The sequence below is a fragment of the Haemophilus paracuniculus genome (assembly GCF_002015115.1).
Taxonomy (GTDB): Bacteria; Pseudomonadota; Gammaproteobacteria; order Enterobacterales; family Pasteurellaceae; genus Haemophilus_E; species Haemophilus_E paracuniculus.
Genome location: NZ_MUYA01000007.1, coordinates 249812 through 263260, shown reverse-complemented (window position 1 = coordinate 263260; position 13449 = coordinate 249812). Strand labels below are relative to the sequence as shown.

The following is a 13449-nucleotide window of genomic DNA, read 5'->3' as shown; positions in this document are numbered from 1 at the left end:
CTGCTAAGGCACGAAAGCCAAACGACATTCCGCTAAGGTCGCCCCGTTTCACGCTTTCCAAAATATCATCGCCTAACTGGGTTTTCGGTAAATCAAGGCTAAATCGCAAACCTTGTTCATCTTCCATTAACGACAACGTACCGCTTGTTGTTCGTCCTAGCAATTTACTATGATCGTGTTCAAATAAAGCCCGAACATCTGCACCACTCGCTAACGATTGAGCAAACGCCCCTTTATCGAACATTTCGACAAATTCGCCCCATAAAACTTCGCTCGGCTTATTCCAGCGTACCGCATAGCCCACCAACTTTCGGCTTTCGCCCTCGGCGGTCATTGTTGAGGCTCTTACCTCAAATTCATTCTTGTTCATTATCTATTCCTACAAATAGCGAAAGGGGCAATCACGCCCCTTTGCATTATGCTTTACATTCAAGCACCTTGATTGCGTTGCTATCCACCACGCCACCACCCAAATACTTATCCGTGTGGATTTTATAAAATCCTGCTTCGGTCAAGTTATCGGGGCGAGTGCGTACGCCTGTTTCGTGATCGACAATCGTGTAACCTCGCTTAAAGTCGCCCACCGCAATAAATGGCTGACCCGCTTCGGCATTCGGCATTGTTTCGAGATAGTACACTGGCAAGCCTAACAATGTAGCAGGGCTTCCAACTTGCAAGCCGTCACGCCAAATGTAGTCACCATTGCCATTTTTGAGTTTTTGCAATGTGCCAGCAGTCTGTGAGTTCATCACCCAAACGGCATTCTTACGGTATTTGCTATGCAACGAGAACAACAAGTCGATCAAATTGTCGGCTGACAATTTCGCCGCACTCACTTCCATTTTCTGCAATTTGCCAAACGCTCGCACCTTGTCGGCTTCGGCGGTGCGTGGGTAAGTCAAAAAGCCTTTTGATTGTTTTTCACCTGTGCCAGCGGTCAAATCTGCTTCTTCGGTTTCCGCAAAACTTTCTGAAATTTCATCAGTAAGCCACCCCAAAATATCCACGCCACCAAAATCTAAAATTTCTTGGGTCGTTTTCGGATAAGCATAAATCGGGTTCAACTCAATGCTAACTTCATTCATTTTTGGGGTAGCGGTTTCGCCTCGTGCCACGCCTTCTACGCCTCGCCCGATAGTCGCACCACCAGCAGAAACTAATTTCTTATAGGTTTTTGCTCCAACGGGTAAACGTACCACGTTCGCAATCTGACGCATTACGCTGTCGTCCGTTAAACGGGTCATTACCTCTTTGTCTAACTGTGGAATAACAGAATAACCGCCGTCCTTGCCGTTGTCGCCATTCGTTGAGAGTGAACGCAATTCCCCCGTTTTAATCCAGTGGCGTAACTCCACGTCATCAATTTTAGCGTGGCGTTTATCTTCGGTTTTTCCCTCGCCCTCTGCTTGGCGTTCGGCATCTGCAACCGCCTCTACTCGGTCGATTTCCTCTTGGATCTCGCCAACTAACTTTTTCAAGTTTTCAAACTGTTCTGCTTTTTCTTTCGGCAATGCCTCCCCCTCTTTTTGGGTTTCGACAATCGCACGCATTTCTGCGACTTTTTCAGCTTTACGTTGCTTTAACGCTTGTAATTTTTTAAACATCGGTGTACCCCTGTTCTATAAGTTGTCTAAGATATAAATTCACGGCTTCAAAGTTATAATTTATGCGAAAACTTATCGCACTGCTTACCCATACTTTTTCATCGTCATAATTGTATTCATAGCGTTGAGCCTGTTTCCGCAAAATGGTGTTAAATTGATGCGTAAGCAGTTGTTCGTATATCTCGCTTGCTACTTCATCTAGGTATTCCTCGCTCTTATCAAATGGCACAAAAATCCCGATATTCAAATCAGCTTCCCATTCTTGATACCCAACCGCCGTTGGATCTACTTCGGCGTTATCCAAATGAACACAAATCAAAGGTAATTCGCTTTCAATGTTGCTGATATTTGGAATGCCGTTATAGAAGTTTTTTACATTAGGAACAGTCTCGGCAATAAATGCCAATACCTCTTTTCTAATTGCTGAATGAAATTTCATTTTTGCCTATCGGATAAAAACAAATGCCCTACAAGACAATATATAGCCTTGATAAATGAAGTAAATAGATTGTTTTTTAGCCGAATAATTACGAAAGGTTAAGAACACATAATTTACAAAAACAAGGGGACATCACTCACTCTATATCACTCCGATCACTCTCAAATCACTGCCTAATCACTCTATTACCTACTATATATTTTCTTTTAAAATCAATAAGATAGAATATAAAAAGAAAGAAAAAGTGATAAAGTGATGTAAAAATTGAAAAAAATAATTTTTTATCGCTTATCTGGATTTTGAGGGCAAAAAAAAGCCTAGCGTTTCGGCTAGGCTGTAGGATTATTCGATTTTCATTCCGCTCTGTTCGCAAAAATCAGCGATCAGTTGCATTACAGGTATTCGCTCATTCAGATAGTCATAGCGATTATAGGTATTTTCCAAATCATCGCCACCCTCTAGCAAGTGAGCTAATACGGTTTCTGATATATTACGATCAATACGGCGAGAGGCGAGAAAAGTTTTAATAAAGGCTCTGATACCGTGTGCGGTCAAGCGATCTTTATAGCCATTCCTCTTTAATGCCGTATTGACGGTTTCTTTATTCATTGGCTTATCTTCTGTACTTCTTCCCTTGAATATATAGCGATAATTGCCTGATATAGGCTTCATCTGCTCAAGCAGTAAAATAGATTGCCGAGATAAAGGCACAGTATGCGGTCTTTTTTTGTCGGCTTGCCCTTTCATTCGCTCTTTTGGGATATGCCATAAGCAATTTTTAAAATCAATTTCAGACCATTGGGCATTTACTGCTTCATTAGGTCGAACGGCGGTTAGAAAACTCCAACAAATTAACAAATAAGTCTGCCGTGAGATATTCGCCTTATTCAAATCTGCGAATAATTGCCCCAATTCTTCGATCTTGATTGTAGGGTGTGGGGTAGTAGATTTTAAATGAAAGCTCTTGATTGCCAGTTTGCAGTTATGGCTATCAATTAACCCCTTTGTAATAGCGTGATCCATAATCGCCACAACAATTTGATGAAGTTTTTTAAGGGTATTGCTATGGCTTTCTGCTTGTTCGTAAATAGTGACCAGCTCTTTTACTTTAATTGTAGAAATATGCTTATTGCCAATGTAAGGCAAAATGTATTTTTCTAGCCGCTTCCAATTTTTTAAGCGAGTTTCCTCATTTTTCGCTTTCTGCTGATAAATCCCCGAGAAATAACTTTCCGCCACCGACAAGAAAGTGTCTTTGATTGCGTTTTCTGCTTCTTGCTGCTGCCTTTCTTTCTCAAATTTAGGATCTATCCCTTGTGCTAATAAAGCACGATATTCTTCACGCATAGCCCTTGCTTGGGCGAGTGAGATTTCTGGATAAGCCCCTAGCCCTAAATTGGTTCGCTTGTGAGTAATAGGGCGGTAATAATTGAAAAGCCACGTTTTACTTCCATTTGGTTTTACCCTCAAAAATAGCCCTTGCCCATCCATTAAGCTGTAATCTTTCTCTTTGGGTTTTGCTCGGTCTATCTCGGTGTGTGTTAAAGGTTTCGTTATTCTTGCCATATTACCCCCATAGGATTACATTTAGGAACATTATAGATCTTGTGTTCCTAAATGTGTTCCTAAAATTTGCGGTTAGAAACGAAAAAATGCGAAAGGTTACGATAAGAAAAAAGCTAGTAAACCTTGAATTTACTAGCTTTATTTGATTTTTTCGATAACTTACGAACAGTTACGAAAGGTTATTTGGTGCTCTGGGCGAGACTCGAACTCGCACATCCTATGGACACTACCCCCTCAAGATAGCGTGTCTACCAATTCCACCACCAGAGCGTTTTGATATGTTATTTTGCGAAGTTACTGAGGAATGTCGTTATTCTCAGTTTTTACCGCTTCTTGTTGCGGTTTTTGTTCTACTTGGCTTAAATCTTCAAACTGACTTTTTGGGGCAACTTGATTTGAGTTTAAGTTACCGATAGTCAAGCTGATTGCGAAGAAAATCACTGCCAAAATCGCTGTTGTTCTGGATAAGAAGTTTGCAGAACCTGCTGAACCGAAAACCGTGCCTGCTGCACCAGCCCCGAACGATGCACCTGCATCAGCCCCTTTTCCTTGTTGCATTAACACAAATCCGATTAACGCAACCGCAACAACGAGATAAATAATTGTTAGTACATTGATTAACATTTGCTTTTCTCTAAATTTGTTCGCATAGAAAAGCCGATTTGCTAATCGGCTTGCGATGGCGTGCATAATAGCGATTTCATTTTGGGCTTGCAAGGGGATTTTGCAAAAAATTATTCATTCGCTCTATTTTTGGTCGGTTTGCTTATTTTTTCGAGAAACTGACCGCTTGTTTGGGCTAGCAAGCGGTGTGATTTTGCCTAAATTTTGCAATGCCTGCCGATTCGGGCTTTTCAGCAATTCGGGCAGTCGCCCTGTGAGTTCCGCCATAAATTGTTGATAGCTCGCCTGTTTTTTGCTGATGTCGGTTAGTTGCATTTCCCAATGGGCGGTCATATCGGGCTGGGTGGCGGTGTCGGGCAGGGCGAAAATCAGGCTACGCCCTGCCTCGGTGCTATGGATATTCCGCCCTTTTTTGGTAAGGAAACCTCGCTTAAACAGTAGCTCAATAATCCCTGCACGAGTCGCTTCCGTGCCTAAGCCGTCCGTTTCTCGCAGCACTTTTTTGAGCTGTTTATCCTGCACAAAGCGGGCGATCCCCGTCATCGCTGAAAGCAAAGTTGCATCGGTAAAATGGCGAGGCGGTTGCGTTTTTTTGCTGACGATTTCGCCTTTTTCGCAATGTAGCGTTTGCCCTTTTTTCACCACAGGCAACAGCGGTTCTAACACTTCATCGCTATCTTCCTTACCGAGCAAGGCTTTCCAGCCTGCCACCACCAGATTGCGAGCCTGTGCCACAAACACACCGCCAGCGATATTCAGCTCAATTTTACCCTTGCGATATTCGGCATCGGGGCAGAATTGCAGTAGATATTGGCGTGCGATCAGATGATAGATCCGCCGTTCGCTTTCGCTCAAATTAACTTGCCCCGTGCGAGCGGTGGGGATAATCGCGTGGTGGGCTTCCACCTTGCTATCATTCCAACAACGATTTTTTTGGTCGGGATTCACCACTTCGGGCTTTTGTTGATATTCGCTCAAATGGCTCGCAATCGCCGTCATCACTTTATAGCGGTCGGCAAAATGTTCGTTCGGCAAATAGCGATTATCGGAACGCGGGTAGGTAATCAGCTTGTGGGTTTCGTACAACCGCTGACAAATATCCAACACATCTTGTGCCGACAAACCAAAACGGCGTGCCGCATCAATCTGCAAGGCGGAAAGGGAATAAGGCAAGGGGGCGGTTTCCGTTTCGATTTTGTCTTGATAATCGCTGACGGTGGCTGGCTGATCGCTAATTCGCTTGACCACATTTTCCGCCAAACCACGGGATAGCACACGCCCTTCGTCATCTTGATAATCCTCGCACGCCTTGCTCGGCTGCCATTGAGCGGTAAAGCGTTCCTGCGTTTCTGGCACGAGAATATGGGCAAGCACCTCAAAATAATCTTTCGGTACGAAATTTTCGATTTCTAAATCTCGGCGAACAATTAAACCAAGCACGGGGGTCTGCACCCGTCCCACCGACAGCACGCCTTTATAGCCCGCCCAACGCCCTTGCAGGGTGTAGGATCGGGTCATATTGATCCCGTAAAGCCAATCCGCCCTTGCCCGAGCCAACGCCGAAGTAGCAAGCGGTACGAAATCTCGATTATTTTGCAATTTTTCAATCGCTTTTTTGACTGCACTCGGATTAAGATCGCTCACCAAACAACGCTGGATCTGATTGCGTCTTTCGGGCGGTAAATTGATATAGCCGAACACTTCGTCCACCAACAGTTGCCCCTCACGATCAGGGTCGCCAGCGTTGACCAAAATATCCGCTTGCTGGATCAAACGTTCCACCACCTTAAATTGCTTTAAGGTCTCTTTTTTCGGGATCAATTTCCACTGCTGCGGCACAATCGGCAAATGTTCCATTCGCCACATTTTAAAACGTTCATCGTAGGCATCGGGTTCGGCTTGTTCGAGCAAATGACCGATGCACCAAGTGACGACATCATTGTCGCCACATTGAATAAAGCCGTCCCCCTTTTTATGCGGTTTCGGCAACACATCGGCAATCGCCCGCCCAAGGCTTGGTTTTTCGGCTATGAATAGACGCATTTGAGATCACACAAAAGAAAATGGGTGATCTTTCACCCATTTGATTGATTTAGTTTAGTCCTAAATTCGATAGGATCATTTGACATTGATAAGGCATTGCTGGCACGGTTTTCGGTTTTGATGAACTTGACGGCTTGGCTGGTTCAAACCAAGAATAAAGCTCATCACCGCAGCCATCGCCCGCAGGGATTGGGGCTTGTTTTTCGCAACTCGGCGAACCCTCAGGGCAACCCAAACGAACGTGCATATGAGAATCGTGCGAGAACCAAGGACGCACCTTGCGTAACCATTCACGATCTTCCCCTGCGGTTTGGCAGAGTTTCAGTTTGATCGCAGGGTTCACAAAAATACGATCCACCTTTGGATCTTGTGCCGCAAGTTTAATTAAGGTGGCTTGATTTGGCGTCCACACCCGTTCATCAACCCGTTGTTTGGCGTGATCCACCATTACTGTGGCAAGCCCTGCGGGGTTGCGGGCGGTTTCATCGTCCATCGGTCCAAATCGTAACCAAATATCCGCATCAAGCCCTGTTTGGTGGCTGGCGTGTCCCGTTAAAAAACGACCGCCTGCGGGCATTGACATATCGCCAATCAAGATCGGCGGTAAGCCTGCATTTTTACCATTTTGCCCCAAGCGTTTGAGGAAACTTAATAATTCTGGGTTGCCGTAATAACGGTTTCTGACGGAACGAATCACTTGATAGCCTTCGCCCTTTAATGCCAATGGCTGACCGCCGATTAAACAGCCGTTACTATAACCGCCAACCGATTGTGGCACGCCCTGCACAGGGGTGCGAATTTGTTCCCAAACACTTGCCGAAGCTGTTACGGCAAAGGCGGATAAACTGGCAAAGAATGCGACTTTTAATAATTTCATCATACAAAACCTAATGGAAAAAACGGGCGGTATGGTAGCAAAAATTTTGCTTGATTTGTAGTCTTCCGCCCATTTGAGAAAAAAATCGAAAATCTTACCGCTTGCAACGGCTTTTTTATGGTATATTTGCCACATTTTTTACGAAGATTTATTCCAAAATGGCAAGCCAATCAAAATACCAAAACGCTCAACTTGAAGCACTATTAAACGATTTATTGATTACCCTTGAAAAGCACAAAGCCCCTGTGGATCTTTCCCTAATGGCGTTGGGCGATGCAATTACCAACATTATTCAACATAGCGTTAAGCCTGAACAGCAACAACTGGTGGCGGAAACGTTTGCCCAAGCCTTGAAAAAATCGCTCACGACTTTGCACTAAATCGCACTCAATTATGCTGAAATTTTTTGCTCGTTTTTTACCGCAAAACTCTCGCCAATATCGAGAAGAAACCTCGCAACGCATTGCGTGGGGGCATTGGTTTGCCCTGTTTAATATTGTGCTGGCGTTGCTGATTTCCTCTCGTTATGCGTTCAATGCCGATTGGCCGAACACCTTATTCGGTAAGCTCTATTTCTTTATCAGTTTGTTCGGGCATTTTAGTTTTGTGGTGTTTGCGGTGTTTTTGTTGCTGCTTTTCCCATTGAGCTTTTTGATTAAAAACGAGCGAACCTTCCGTGGCGTTTCGGTGATTATCGCCACCATTGGGCTAACGGTTTTGTTGGTGGATACGGAAGTTTTCAAACAATTTTACTTGCACCTTTCGCCCCTCGTGTGGGATCTGCTCGTCAATCCCGACAACGGCGAACTTTCCCGCCAATGGCAAGTGCTGTTTGTGCCAATGCCGTTGATTTTATTAGCGGAAATGCTCTATTCCCGTTGGTGCTGGCAGAAATTACGCAGTTTTAACCGCCAAAAATGGGGCAAATTTGTCGCCCTGTTTTTCCTCACTTGCTTTACTGCCACCCATCTGCTTTATGCGTGGGCGGATATGTCCCTCTACCGCCCGATCACGGCACAAAAAGCGAACTATCCGCTCTCTTATCCAATGACCGCCCGTAGTTTCCTTGAAAAACACGGTTTAATTGACAAAACCGCAATGGAACAACAACTCAAAGGCACGGGGCAGCTTGACGCATTCTACCTAAATTATCCGAAAAAACCGCTGAATGCGACCAAACAAAGCACCGCCAATGTGCTGTTTATCAATTTTTCGGGCTTAAAAAATGAATGGATTAACCCACAAAACACCCCAAATCTTGACAAAATTAGCCGTCAATCCTACCACTTTATGCAACATTACAGTAGCGGCGAAGATGAAATGGCGGGCGTGGTGGGCTTATTTTATAGTTTGAGCGGAAAATATGTGGATTCGATTTTAAGCGAACGAAAATCCTCGCCATTGATCGATTTATTGCAACAATCGGGCTACCAATTCGGCTTATTTTCCCATAGCAATTTTGAAGAGCCGATTTACCGCCGATCCCTATTCCGTAACTTTGACTTGCCAAAATCAAGCAACAATTTGGAAGCGATCAACCTTTGGAAATCGTGGCTGGTCGCTCGCTCGGCTCAACCCTTTTTCAGCTATTTAGATCTAACCTTGCCACCCGCCAACGACAAAGAACAGCAAGCCAAACTGCTCGACTGGCAATTCGGACAAATTTGGCAACAGCTTGAACAGCAAGGCTTAACCCATAACACCCTTGTGCTGATCACCGCCGATCTCGGCGAGAAAAACGACAAAGCAAACCGCTTTGATCGCTCACGCCTCGAAGTGCCGATGATCGCCTATTGGCAGGGGGATAGTCTAGAACGCACCGAATTATCAAGCCATTTGGATATTATGCCGACCCTCGTCTCACAATTTTTCGGGGTAAACAACCCGCTTGCAGACTACGCACAGGGTCAGGATCTCACCAAACCGACCCAAAGAATGTGGGTGCTGGCAGGTAATCGTAAATCGGACGTGGCGATAATGGCGGACAACGAGCAATACCACATCGACAAAAACGGACATTTCCAAAGCTACAACGCTGAGGGCGAACAACAAAACAACCCACGCCCACCCCTTGCGGTGTTTTTACAGCTGATTAAGCAGAGTAATCAGTTTGTGGAAAAATAGTAAACATTACCTTTAATTACATTAGGGATAAATTATTATTCATCCCTAATATATTTGTCAGCAATGGAAATTTTTTAAAATCCCACCCCTTGCAGTGGCGAAAATTTTATTATTAGAAGATTTTCTCTCATTTAACTTGTCAAAGCGTTTTTCTTATTGTAATCTCTCGCCCGTCCTACAAATTGTAGAGGTGCAAATGCGATAAGTATATCTTTTGAGTGGAAAACGATGAGAAAGATGGAAAGGCGTATTTGCCGAAATCAATTAAGCGTCATCTTAATTGGTTGGGGTCGTTACCGAAAGGAACGACACTGTCGTAATCATCTTTATGGTTACGGAGTGCTACTGTTAGGCTAGGGTGATTTTCTCTTCATTTTCCCTTTCCTTTTTATTTGCATTCGTGCAGATGTTTTCAGTAGATCTCTATCTTTGTTTGGTTCAAATTATTTCATTACAAAGTTTTGTTAGAGGTTTTATGAATTTAGTTGATTATTCAAATTCAATCCTTTCCCTTGTGCCAGCGGGCTTGGCTTTGACCTTAGCGATTGTAACCCGCCGTGTGTTGCTTTCGTTAGGCTTGGGGATTGTGGTTGGGGCTTTTATGCTGGCGAATTGGAATCCGATGGATACCTTAGTCTATCTAAAAAATAGCATTGTGGGCTTGGTTCACGATGGCGAAAGTTTTAGCTGGGGCAAGGTGCAAATTTTGGTATTCTTGCTGTTATTGGGGGTTTTCACTTCGTTGCTGACGTTTTCGGGAAGTAATCAAGCCTTTGCGAGTTGGGCTCAACAGCATATTAAAAGCCGCCGTGGGGCGAAATTGCTCACCGCAAGCCTTGTGTTTGTTACCTTTATTGATGACTATTTCCATAGTTTAGCGGTGGGGGCGATTGCTCGTCCTGTTACGGATAAATTCAAGGTTTCCCGTGCCAAATTAGCCTATATTTTGGATTCCACCGCTGCCCCAATGTGCGTGCTGATGCCTGTTTCAAGTTGGGGGGCTTCAATTATTGCGACTATCGCAGGTCTGCTCGCCACTTATAACGTAACGGAATATACGCCGATTGTGGCGTTCGCCTCAATGAGTGCGATGAACTATTACGCCTTATTTGCGTTGGCGATGGTGTTCTTTGTGGCTTATTTTTCTTTTGATATTGGCTCAATGGGGCGTTTAGAAAGAGAAGCATTAAATGCCGAAAGCAAAGAGAGCGAAGCCGTGAGCCAAAGCAATGGACAAGGCAAAGGGCGTGTTTATGCGTTGATCGTGCCAGTGTTGGTGTTAATTTCAGCCACTGTGGTTTCAATGATCTACACAGGCGCACAGGCGTTAGAGACATTCAGCATCTTAGGGGCGTTTGAAAATACGGACGTAAACACCTCACTCGTGGTGGGTGGTACACTTGGCGTGATTGCCGTGTTAGTTTGCACTGCAGGGTTAATTAAAGCGGAAGATTACAGCAAAGCGATCTGGATCGGCTGCCGTTCAATGTTCGGGGCGATTGCGATCCTCGTGTTTGCGTGGATCATCAGCACCGTGGTGAAAGAGATCCACACGGGGGATTACCTTTCTAGCCTTGTGGCAGGGAACATTCCGTCTGCATTCTTACCTGCGATCCTGTTTGTGTTGGCAAGCGTAATGGCATTTGCGACTGGCACAAGTTGGGGAACATTCGGTATTATGTTGCCAATCGCCGCAGCAATGGCGATGAAAATTGAGCCTGCGTTGTTAATTCCGTGTATGTCAGCGGTAATGGCGGGGGCGGTGTGTGGCGACCATTGCTCACCAATTTCCGACACCACCATTCTTTCTTCGACAGGGGCACAATGTAACCATATGGATCACGTTACCACCCAATTCCCTTATGCAATGTTGGTAGCGACGGCTTCATTGGCAGGTTATATTACCCTCGGCTTTACCCAATCCGCCTTGGCTGGCTTTGCGGTAACGGCGGTGGCGTTGGTTAGCTTGATTTTTGTATTCAAAAATAAGCAATCGGCGTAAAGCATTGACAATGATTTTTGATTGACTTAACAAGCGGTCGGATTTGAGCGAATTTTAAAAATTTTCCCCAAACCGACCGCTTGCGTTTATTCTGTTTTCCAGCAAATTCGGCTAAAATAGCCGAAATTTTTTCGATAAGGATTTAATAATGAACAAACTTAGCGTCGTGATTTTAGCCGCTGGCAAAGGCACTCGAATGTATTCCGATTTACCGAAAGTGTTGCACCCTGTGGCGGGTAAGCCAATGGTGAAACACGTTATCGACACCGCCAAGCAGCTCAACGCTCAACAAATTCACTTAATTTACGGACACGGGGCGGATTTGCTCAAACAACGCCTTGCCGATGAACCTGTAAATTGGGTATTTCAAGCGGAACAATTGGGAACAGGACACGCAATGCAACAAGCCGCGCCGTTTTTTGCCGATGATGAAAATATCGTGATGCTTTACGGCGATGCACCGCTGATCCAAAAAGAGACCCTCGAAAAATTGATCGCCGCCAAGCCTGAAAACGGCATTGCGTTGCTGACGGTGGTGTTGGACAACCCAACGGGTTACGGGCGGATTATCCGTGAAAATGGCTCGGTGGTGGCGATTGTGGAACAAAAAGATGCCAACCCAGAACAGCTCAAAATCCAAGAAGTGAACACGGGCGTAATGGTGGCGAGTGGGGCGAGCTTCAAAAAATGGTTGCAAAACCTCAACAATAATAACGCCCAAGGCGAATACTATATTACTGATGTGATCGCGATGGCGAACCAAGACGGCTTCCAAGTGCAAGCGGTGCAAGCCAGCGAATTTATGGAAGTGGAAGGGGCAAATAACCGCTTGCAACTGGCGGCGTTGGAACGTTTCTATCAGAAAAAACAGGCGGAAAAACTGCTGTTGGCGGGTGTGAGCATTATCGACCCAACCCGTTTTGATGTGCGTGGCACGGTTTCCCACGGTAAAGATGTGGAAATTGATGTGAACGTGATTTTAGAGGGCGAGATTAAACTCGGCAACCGTGTCAAAATCGGGGCAGGTTGCGTGCTGAAAAACTGCGAAATCGGCGATGATGTGGAAATCAAACCGTATTCTGTCCTCGAAAATGCCAAAGTGGGCGTTTCCGCCAAGATCGGACCTTTCTCACGCTTACGCCCAGGTGCCGATTTAGCCGCTCACACCCACGTGGGCAACTTCGTGGAAATCAAAAATGCCCAACTCGGCGAAGGCTCAAAAGTGAACCATTTAAGCTATGTGGGCGATGCAGAAGTCGGCGAAAACTGCAACATCGGGGCGGGTGCGATTACCTGCAACTACGATGGGGCAAACAAATTCAAAACCGTGATCGGCGATAATGTGTTTGTCGGATCAGACAGCCAATTAGTCGCCCCTGTTACCATTGCGAATGGGGCAACGATTGGGGCAGGTGCAACTATTACCAAAGATGTGGGCGAAAACGAACTCGTGATTAGCCGCGTGCCACAACGCCACATCGCCAACTGGCAGCGTCCGACCAAAAAATAAAAGAGCAGAGCAAAAATAGCGGGTAGATCCCGCTATTTTTTTATATAGCTCAAAAATTTTTATATACATAATTTCTATCATATTAAGAAAAAGAATACATAAATCATTTTTTAGTCTTTTTTATATTTACTTTTTGTTAAAATAGGTTAATATACTCAATAATTTCTATCTTATTAGAAATCGGCTTTATATTTTTAATGAAATTTTATAGGAGAAATCGAATGTCTGAATTTGCTAAACAATTAACCAATCTTCGTAGCTTACGTGCTGTTGCTCGTGATTTAACCTTAGAGCAACTAGAAAGCGTAGTAGAGAAAGTACAAATCGTACTTGAAGAAAAACGTGAAGAAGTGAAAGCAGCGGAAATTGAAAACGCAAAACTCCTTGAAGGTTTAAACAAATATAAAGAATTATTGGCAAAAGACGGCATTTCTGCGGAAGAATTGGCGGCATTATTAGGAAACACTGGCGAGCGTAAAAAACGTGAACCGCGTGCACCACGTCCACCAAAATATAAATTCATTGATGTAAACGGCAATGAAAAAACTTGGACAGGTCAAGGTCGCACCCCACGCGAAATCCAAGCGGCATTAAATCAAGGTAAAACCTTAGCTGATTTCGCAATCTAATTTGTTTAAATACTATTTAAAGAGAATCCTG

12 protein-coding genes, 1 tRNA gene and 1 riboswitch are annotated in these 13449 nt (G+C 44.7%); of the genes, 5 read left to right on the top strand and 8 right to left on the bottom strand.

The annotated features are described in order from the left end of the window. From B0187_RS06230 to mepA, 8 genes are all read right to left on the bottom strand, one after another. Positions 1-370, bottom strand: a 370-nt coding sequence (locus B0187_RS06230) for an HK97 family phage prohead protease (RefSeq protein ID WP_143413764.1), incomplete at its 3' end; no start/stop codon positions are given. A 46-nt stretch (positions 371-416) separates the two neighbouring features. Then, positions 417-1604: a phage major capsid protein gene (locus tag B0187_RS06225; RefSeq protein WP_078236995.1), complete on the bottom strand. Its 1188-nt coding sequence runs from the start codon at positions 1602-1604 to the stop codon at positions 417-419. Continuing rightward, the gene (gpU, locus tag B0187_RS06220) at positions 1597-2043 is read right to left on the bottom strand and encodes a phage tail terminator protein (protein ID WP_078236994.1); all 447 of its coding nucleotides are present in this window, start codon (positions 2041-2043) and stop codon (positions 1597-1599) included. The genes B0187_RS06225 and gpU overlap by 8 nt, the downstream gene beginning before the upstream one ends. Positions 2044-2385: 342 nt before the next feature. Beyond that, positions 2386-3609, bottom strand: a complete 1224-nt coding sequence (locus B0187_RS06215) for a tyrosine-type recombinase/integrase (RefSeq protein ID WP_078236993.1) — start codon at positions 3607-3609, stop codon at positions 2386-2388. Positions 3610-3793: 184 nt separating this feature from the next. Next, a tRNA-Leu gene (locus B0187_RS06210) sits at positions 3794-3879 on the bottom strand. Positions 3880-3903: 24 nt separating this feature from the next. Next, positions 3904-4233 (bottom strand): preprotein translocase subunit SecG, encoded by a 330-nt coding sequence (gene secG, locus B0187_RS06205; protein ID WP_078237006.1) that lies wholly within the window; start codon positions 4231-4233, stop codon positions 3904-3906. A 123-nt stretch (positions 4234-4356) separates the two neighbouring features. Then, positions 4357-6276: a DNA topoisomerase III gene (locus tag B0187_RS06200; protein WP_078236992.1), complete on the bottom strand. Its 1920-nt coding sequence runs from the start codon at positions 6274-6276 to the stop codon at positions 4357-4359. Between the two features lie 49 nt (positions 6277-6325). Next, on the bottom strand, positions 6326-7153 hold the full coding sequence (gene mepA / locus B0187_RS06195; RefSeq protein WP_078236991.1) for a penicillin-insensitive murein endopeptidase: 828 nt from the start codon (positions 7151-7153) through the stop codon (positions 6326-6328). Between the two features lie 158 nt (positions 7154-7311). On the opposite strand from mepA, the gene B0187_RS06190 reads away from it, so the two are divergent. The 5 genes from B0187_RS06190 (at position 7312) to B0187_RS06170 (ending at position 13418) form a co-directional block, all read left to right on the top strand. Beyond that, on the top strand, positions 7312-7533 hold the full coding sequence (locus B0187_RS06190; RefSeq protein WP_078236990.1) for a YejL family protein: 222 nt from the start codon (positions 7312-7314) through the stop codon (positions 7531-7533). Between the two features lie 13 nt (positions 7534-7546). Further along, positions 7547-9277 carry a DUF3413 domain-containing protein gene (locus B0187_RS06185; RefSeq protein ID WP_078236989.1) on the top strand — a complete coding sequence of 577 codons (1731 nt, stop codon included), beginning with the start codon at positions 7547-7549 and terminating at the stop codon, positions 9275-9277. 177 nt (positions 9278-9454) lie between these two features. Beyond that, a riboswitch (Lysine riboswitch) is annotated at positions 9455-9630 on the top strand. 122 nt (positions 9631-9752) lie between these two features. Then, complete coding sequence (locus tag B0187_RS06180) at positions 9753-11279, top strand: Na+/H+ antiporter NhaC family protein (protein WP_078236988.1); 1527 nt, start codon at positions 9753-9755, stop codon at positions 11277-11279. A gap of 148 nt (positions 11280-11427) precedes the next feature. Further along, entirely contained in the window at positions 11428-12789 is a 1362-nt protein-coding gene (gene glmU / locus B0187_RS06175) for a bifunctional UDP-N-acetylglucosamine diphosphorylase/glucosamine-1-phosphate N-acetyltransferase GlmU (RefSeq protein WP_078236987.1), read from the top strand. 221 nt (positions 12790-13010) lie between these two features. After that, a complete protein-coding gene (locus B0187_RS06170; protein ID WP_078236986.1) occupies positions 13011-13418 on the top strand; it encodes an H-NS family histone-like protein in 408 nt (135 codons plus the stop codon). Positions 13419-13449: the final 31 nt, after the last annotated feature.

Coding starts and splice junctions, on each gene's coding strand:
- B0187_RS06225 (WP_078236995.1), bottom strand. CDS start 1,604: ATGTTTAAAAAATTACAAGCGTTAAAGCAACGTAAAGCTGAAAAAGTC.
- gpU (WP_078236994.1), bottom strand. CDS start 2,043: ATGAAATTTCATTCAGCAATTAGAAAAGAGGTATTGGCATTTATTGCC.
- B0187_RS06215 (WP_078236993.1), bottom strand. CDS start 3,609: ATGGCAAGAATAACGAAACCTTTAACACACACCGAGATAGACCGAGCA.
- secG (WP_078237006.1), bottom strand. CDS start 4,233: ATGTTAATCAATGTACTAACAATTATTTATCTCGTTGTTGCGGTTGCG.
- B0187_RS06200 (WP_078236992.1), bottom strand. CDS start 6,276: ATGCGTCTATTCATAGCCGAAAAACCAAGCCTTGGGCGGGCGATTGCC.
- mepA (WP_078236991.1), bottom strand. CDS start 7,153: ATGAAATTATTAAAAGTCGCATTCTTTGCCAGTTTATCCGCCTTTGCC.
- B0187_RS06190 (WP_078236990.1), top strand. CDS start 7,312: ATGGCAAGCCAATCAAAATACCAAAACGCTCAACTTGAAGCACTATTA.
- B0187_RS06185 (WP_078236989.1), top strand. CDS start 7,547: ATGCTGAAATTTTTTGCTCGTTTTTTACCGCAAAACTCTCGCCAATAT.
- B0187_RS06180 (WP_078236988.1), top strand. CDS start 9,753: ATGAATTTAGTTGATTATTCAAATTCAATCCTTTCCCTTGTGCCAGCG.
- glmU (WP_078236987.1), top strand. CDS start 11,428: ATGAACAAACTTAGCGTCGTGATTTTAGCCGCTGGCAAAGGCACTCGA.
- B0187_RS06170 (WP_078236986.1), top strand. CDS start 13,011: ATGTCTGAATTTGCTAAACAATTAACCAATCTTCGTAGCTTACGTGCT.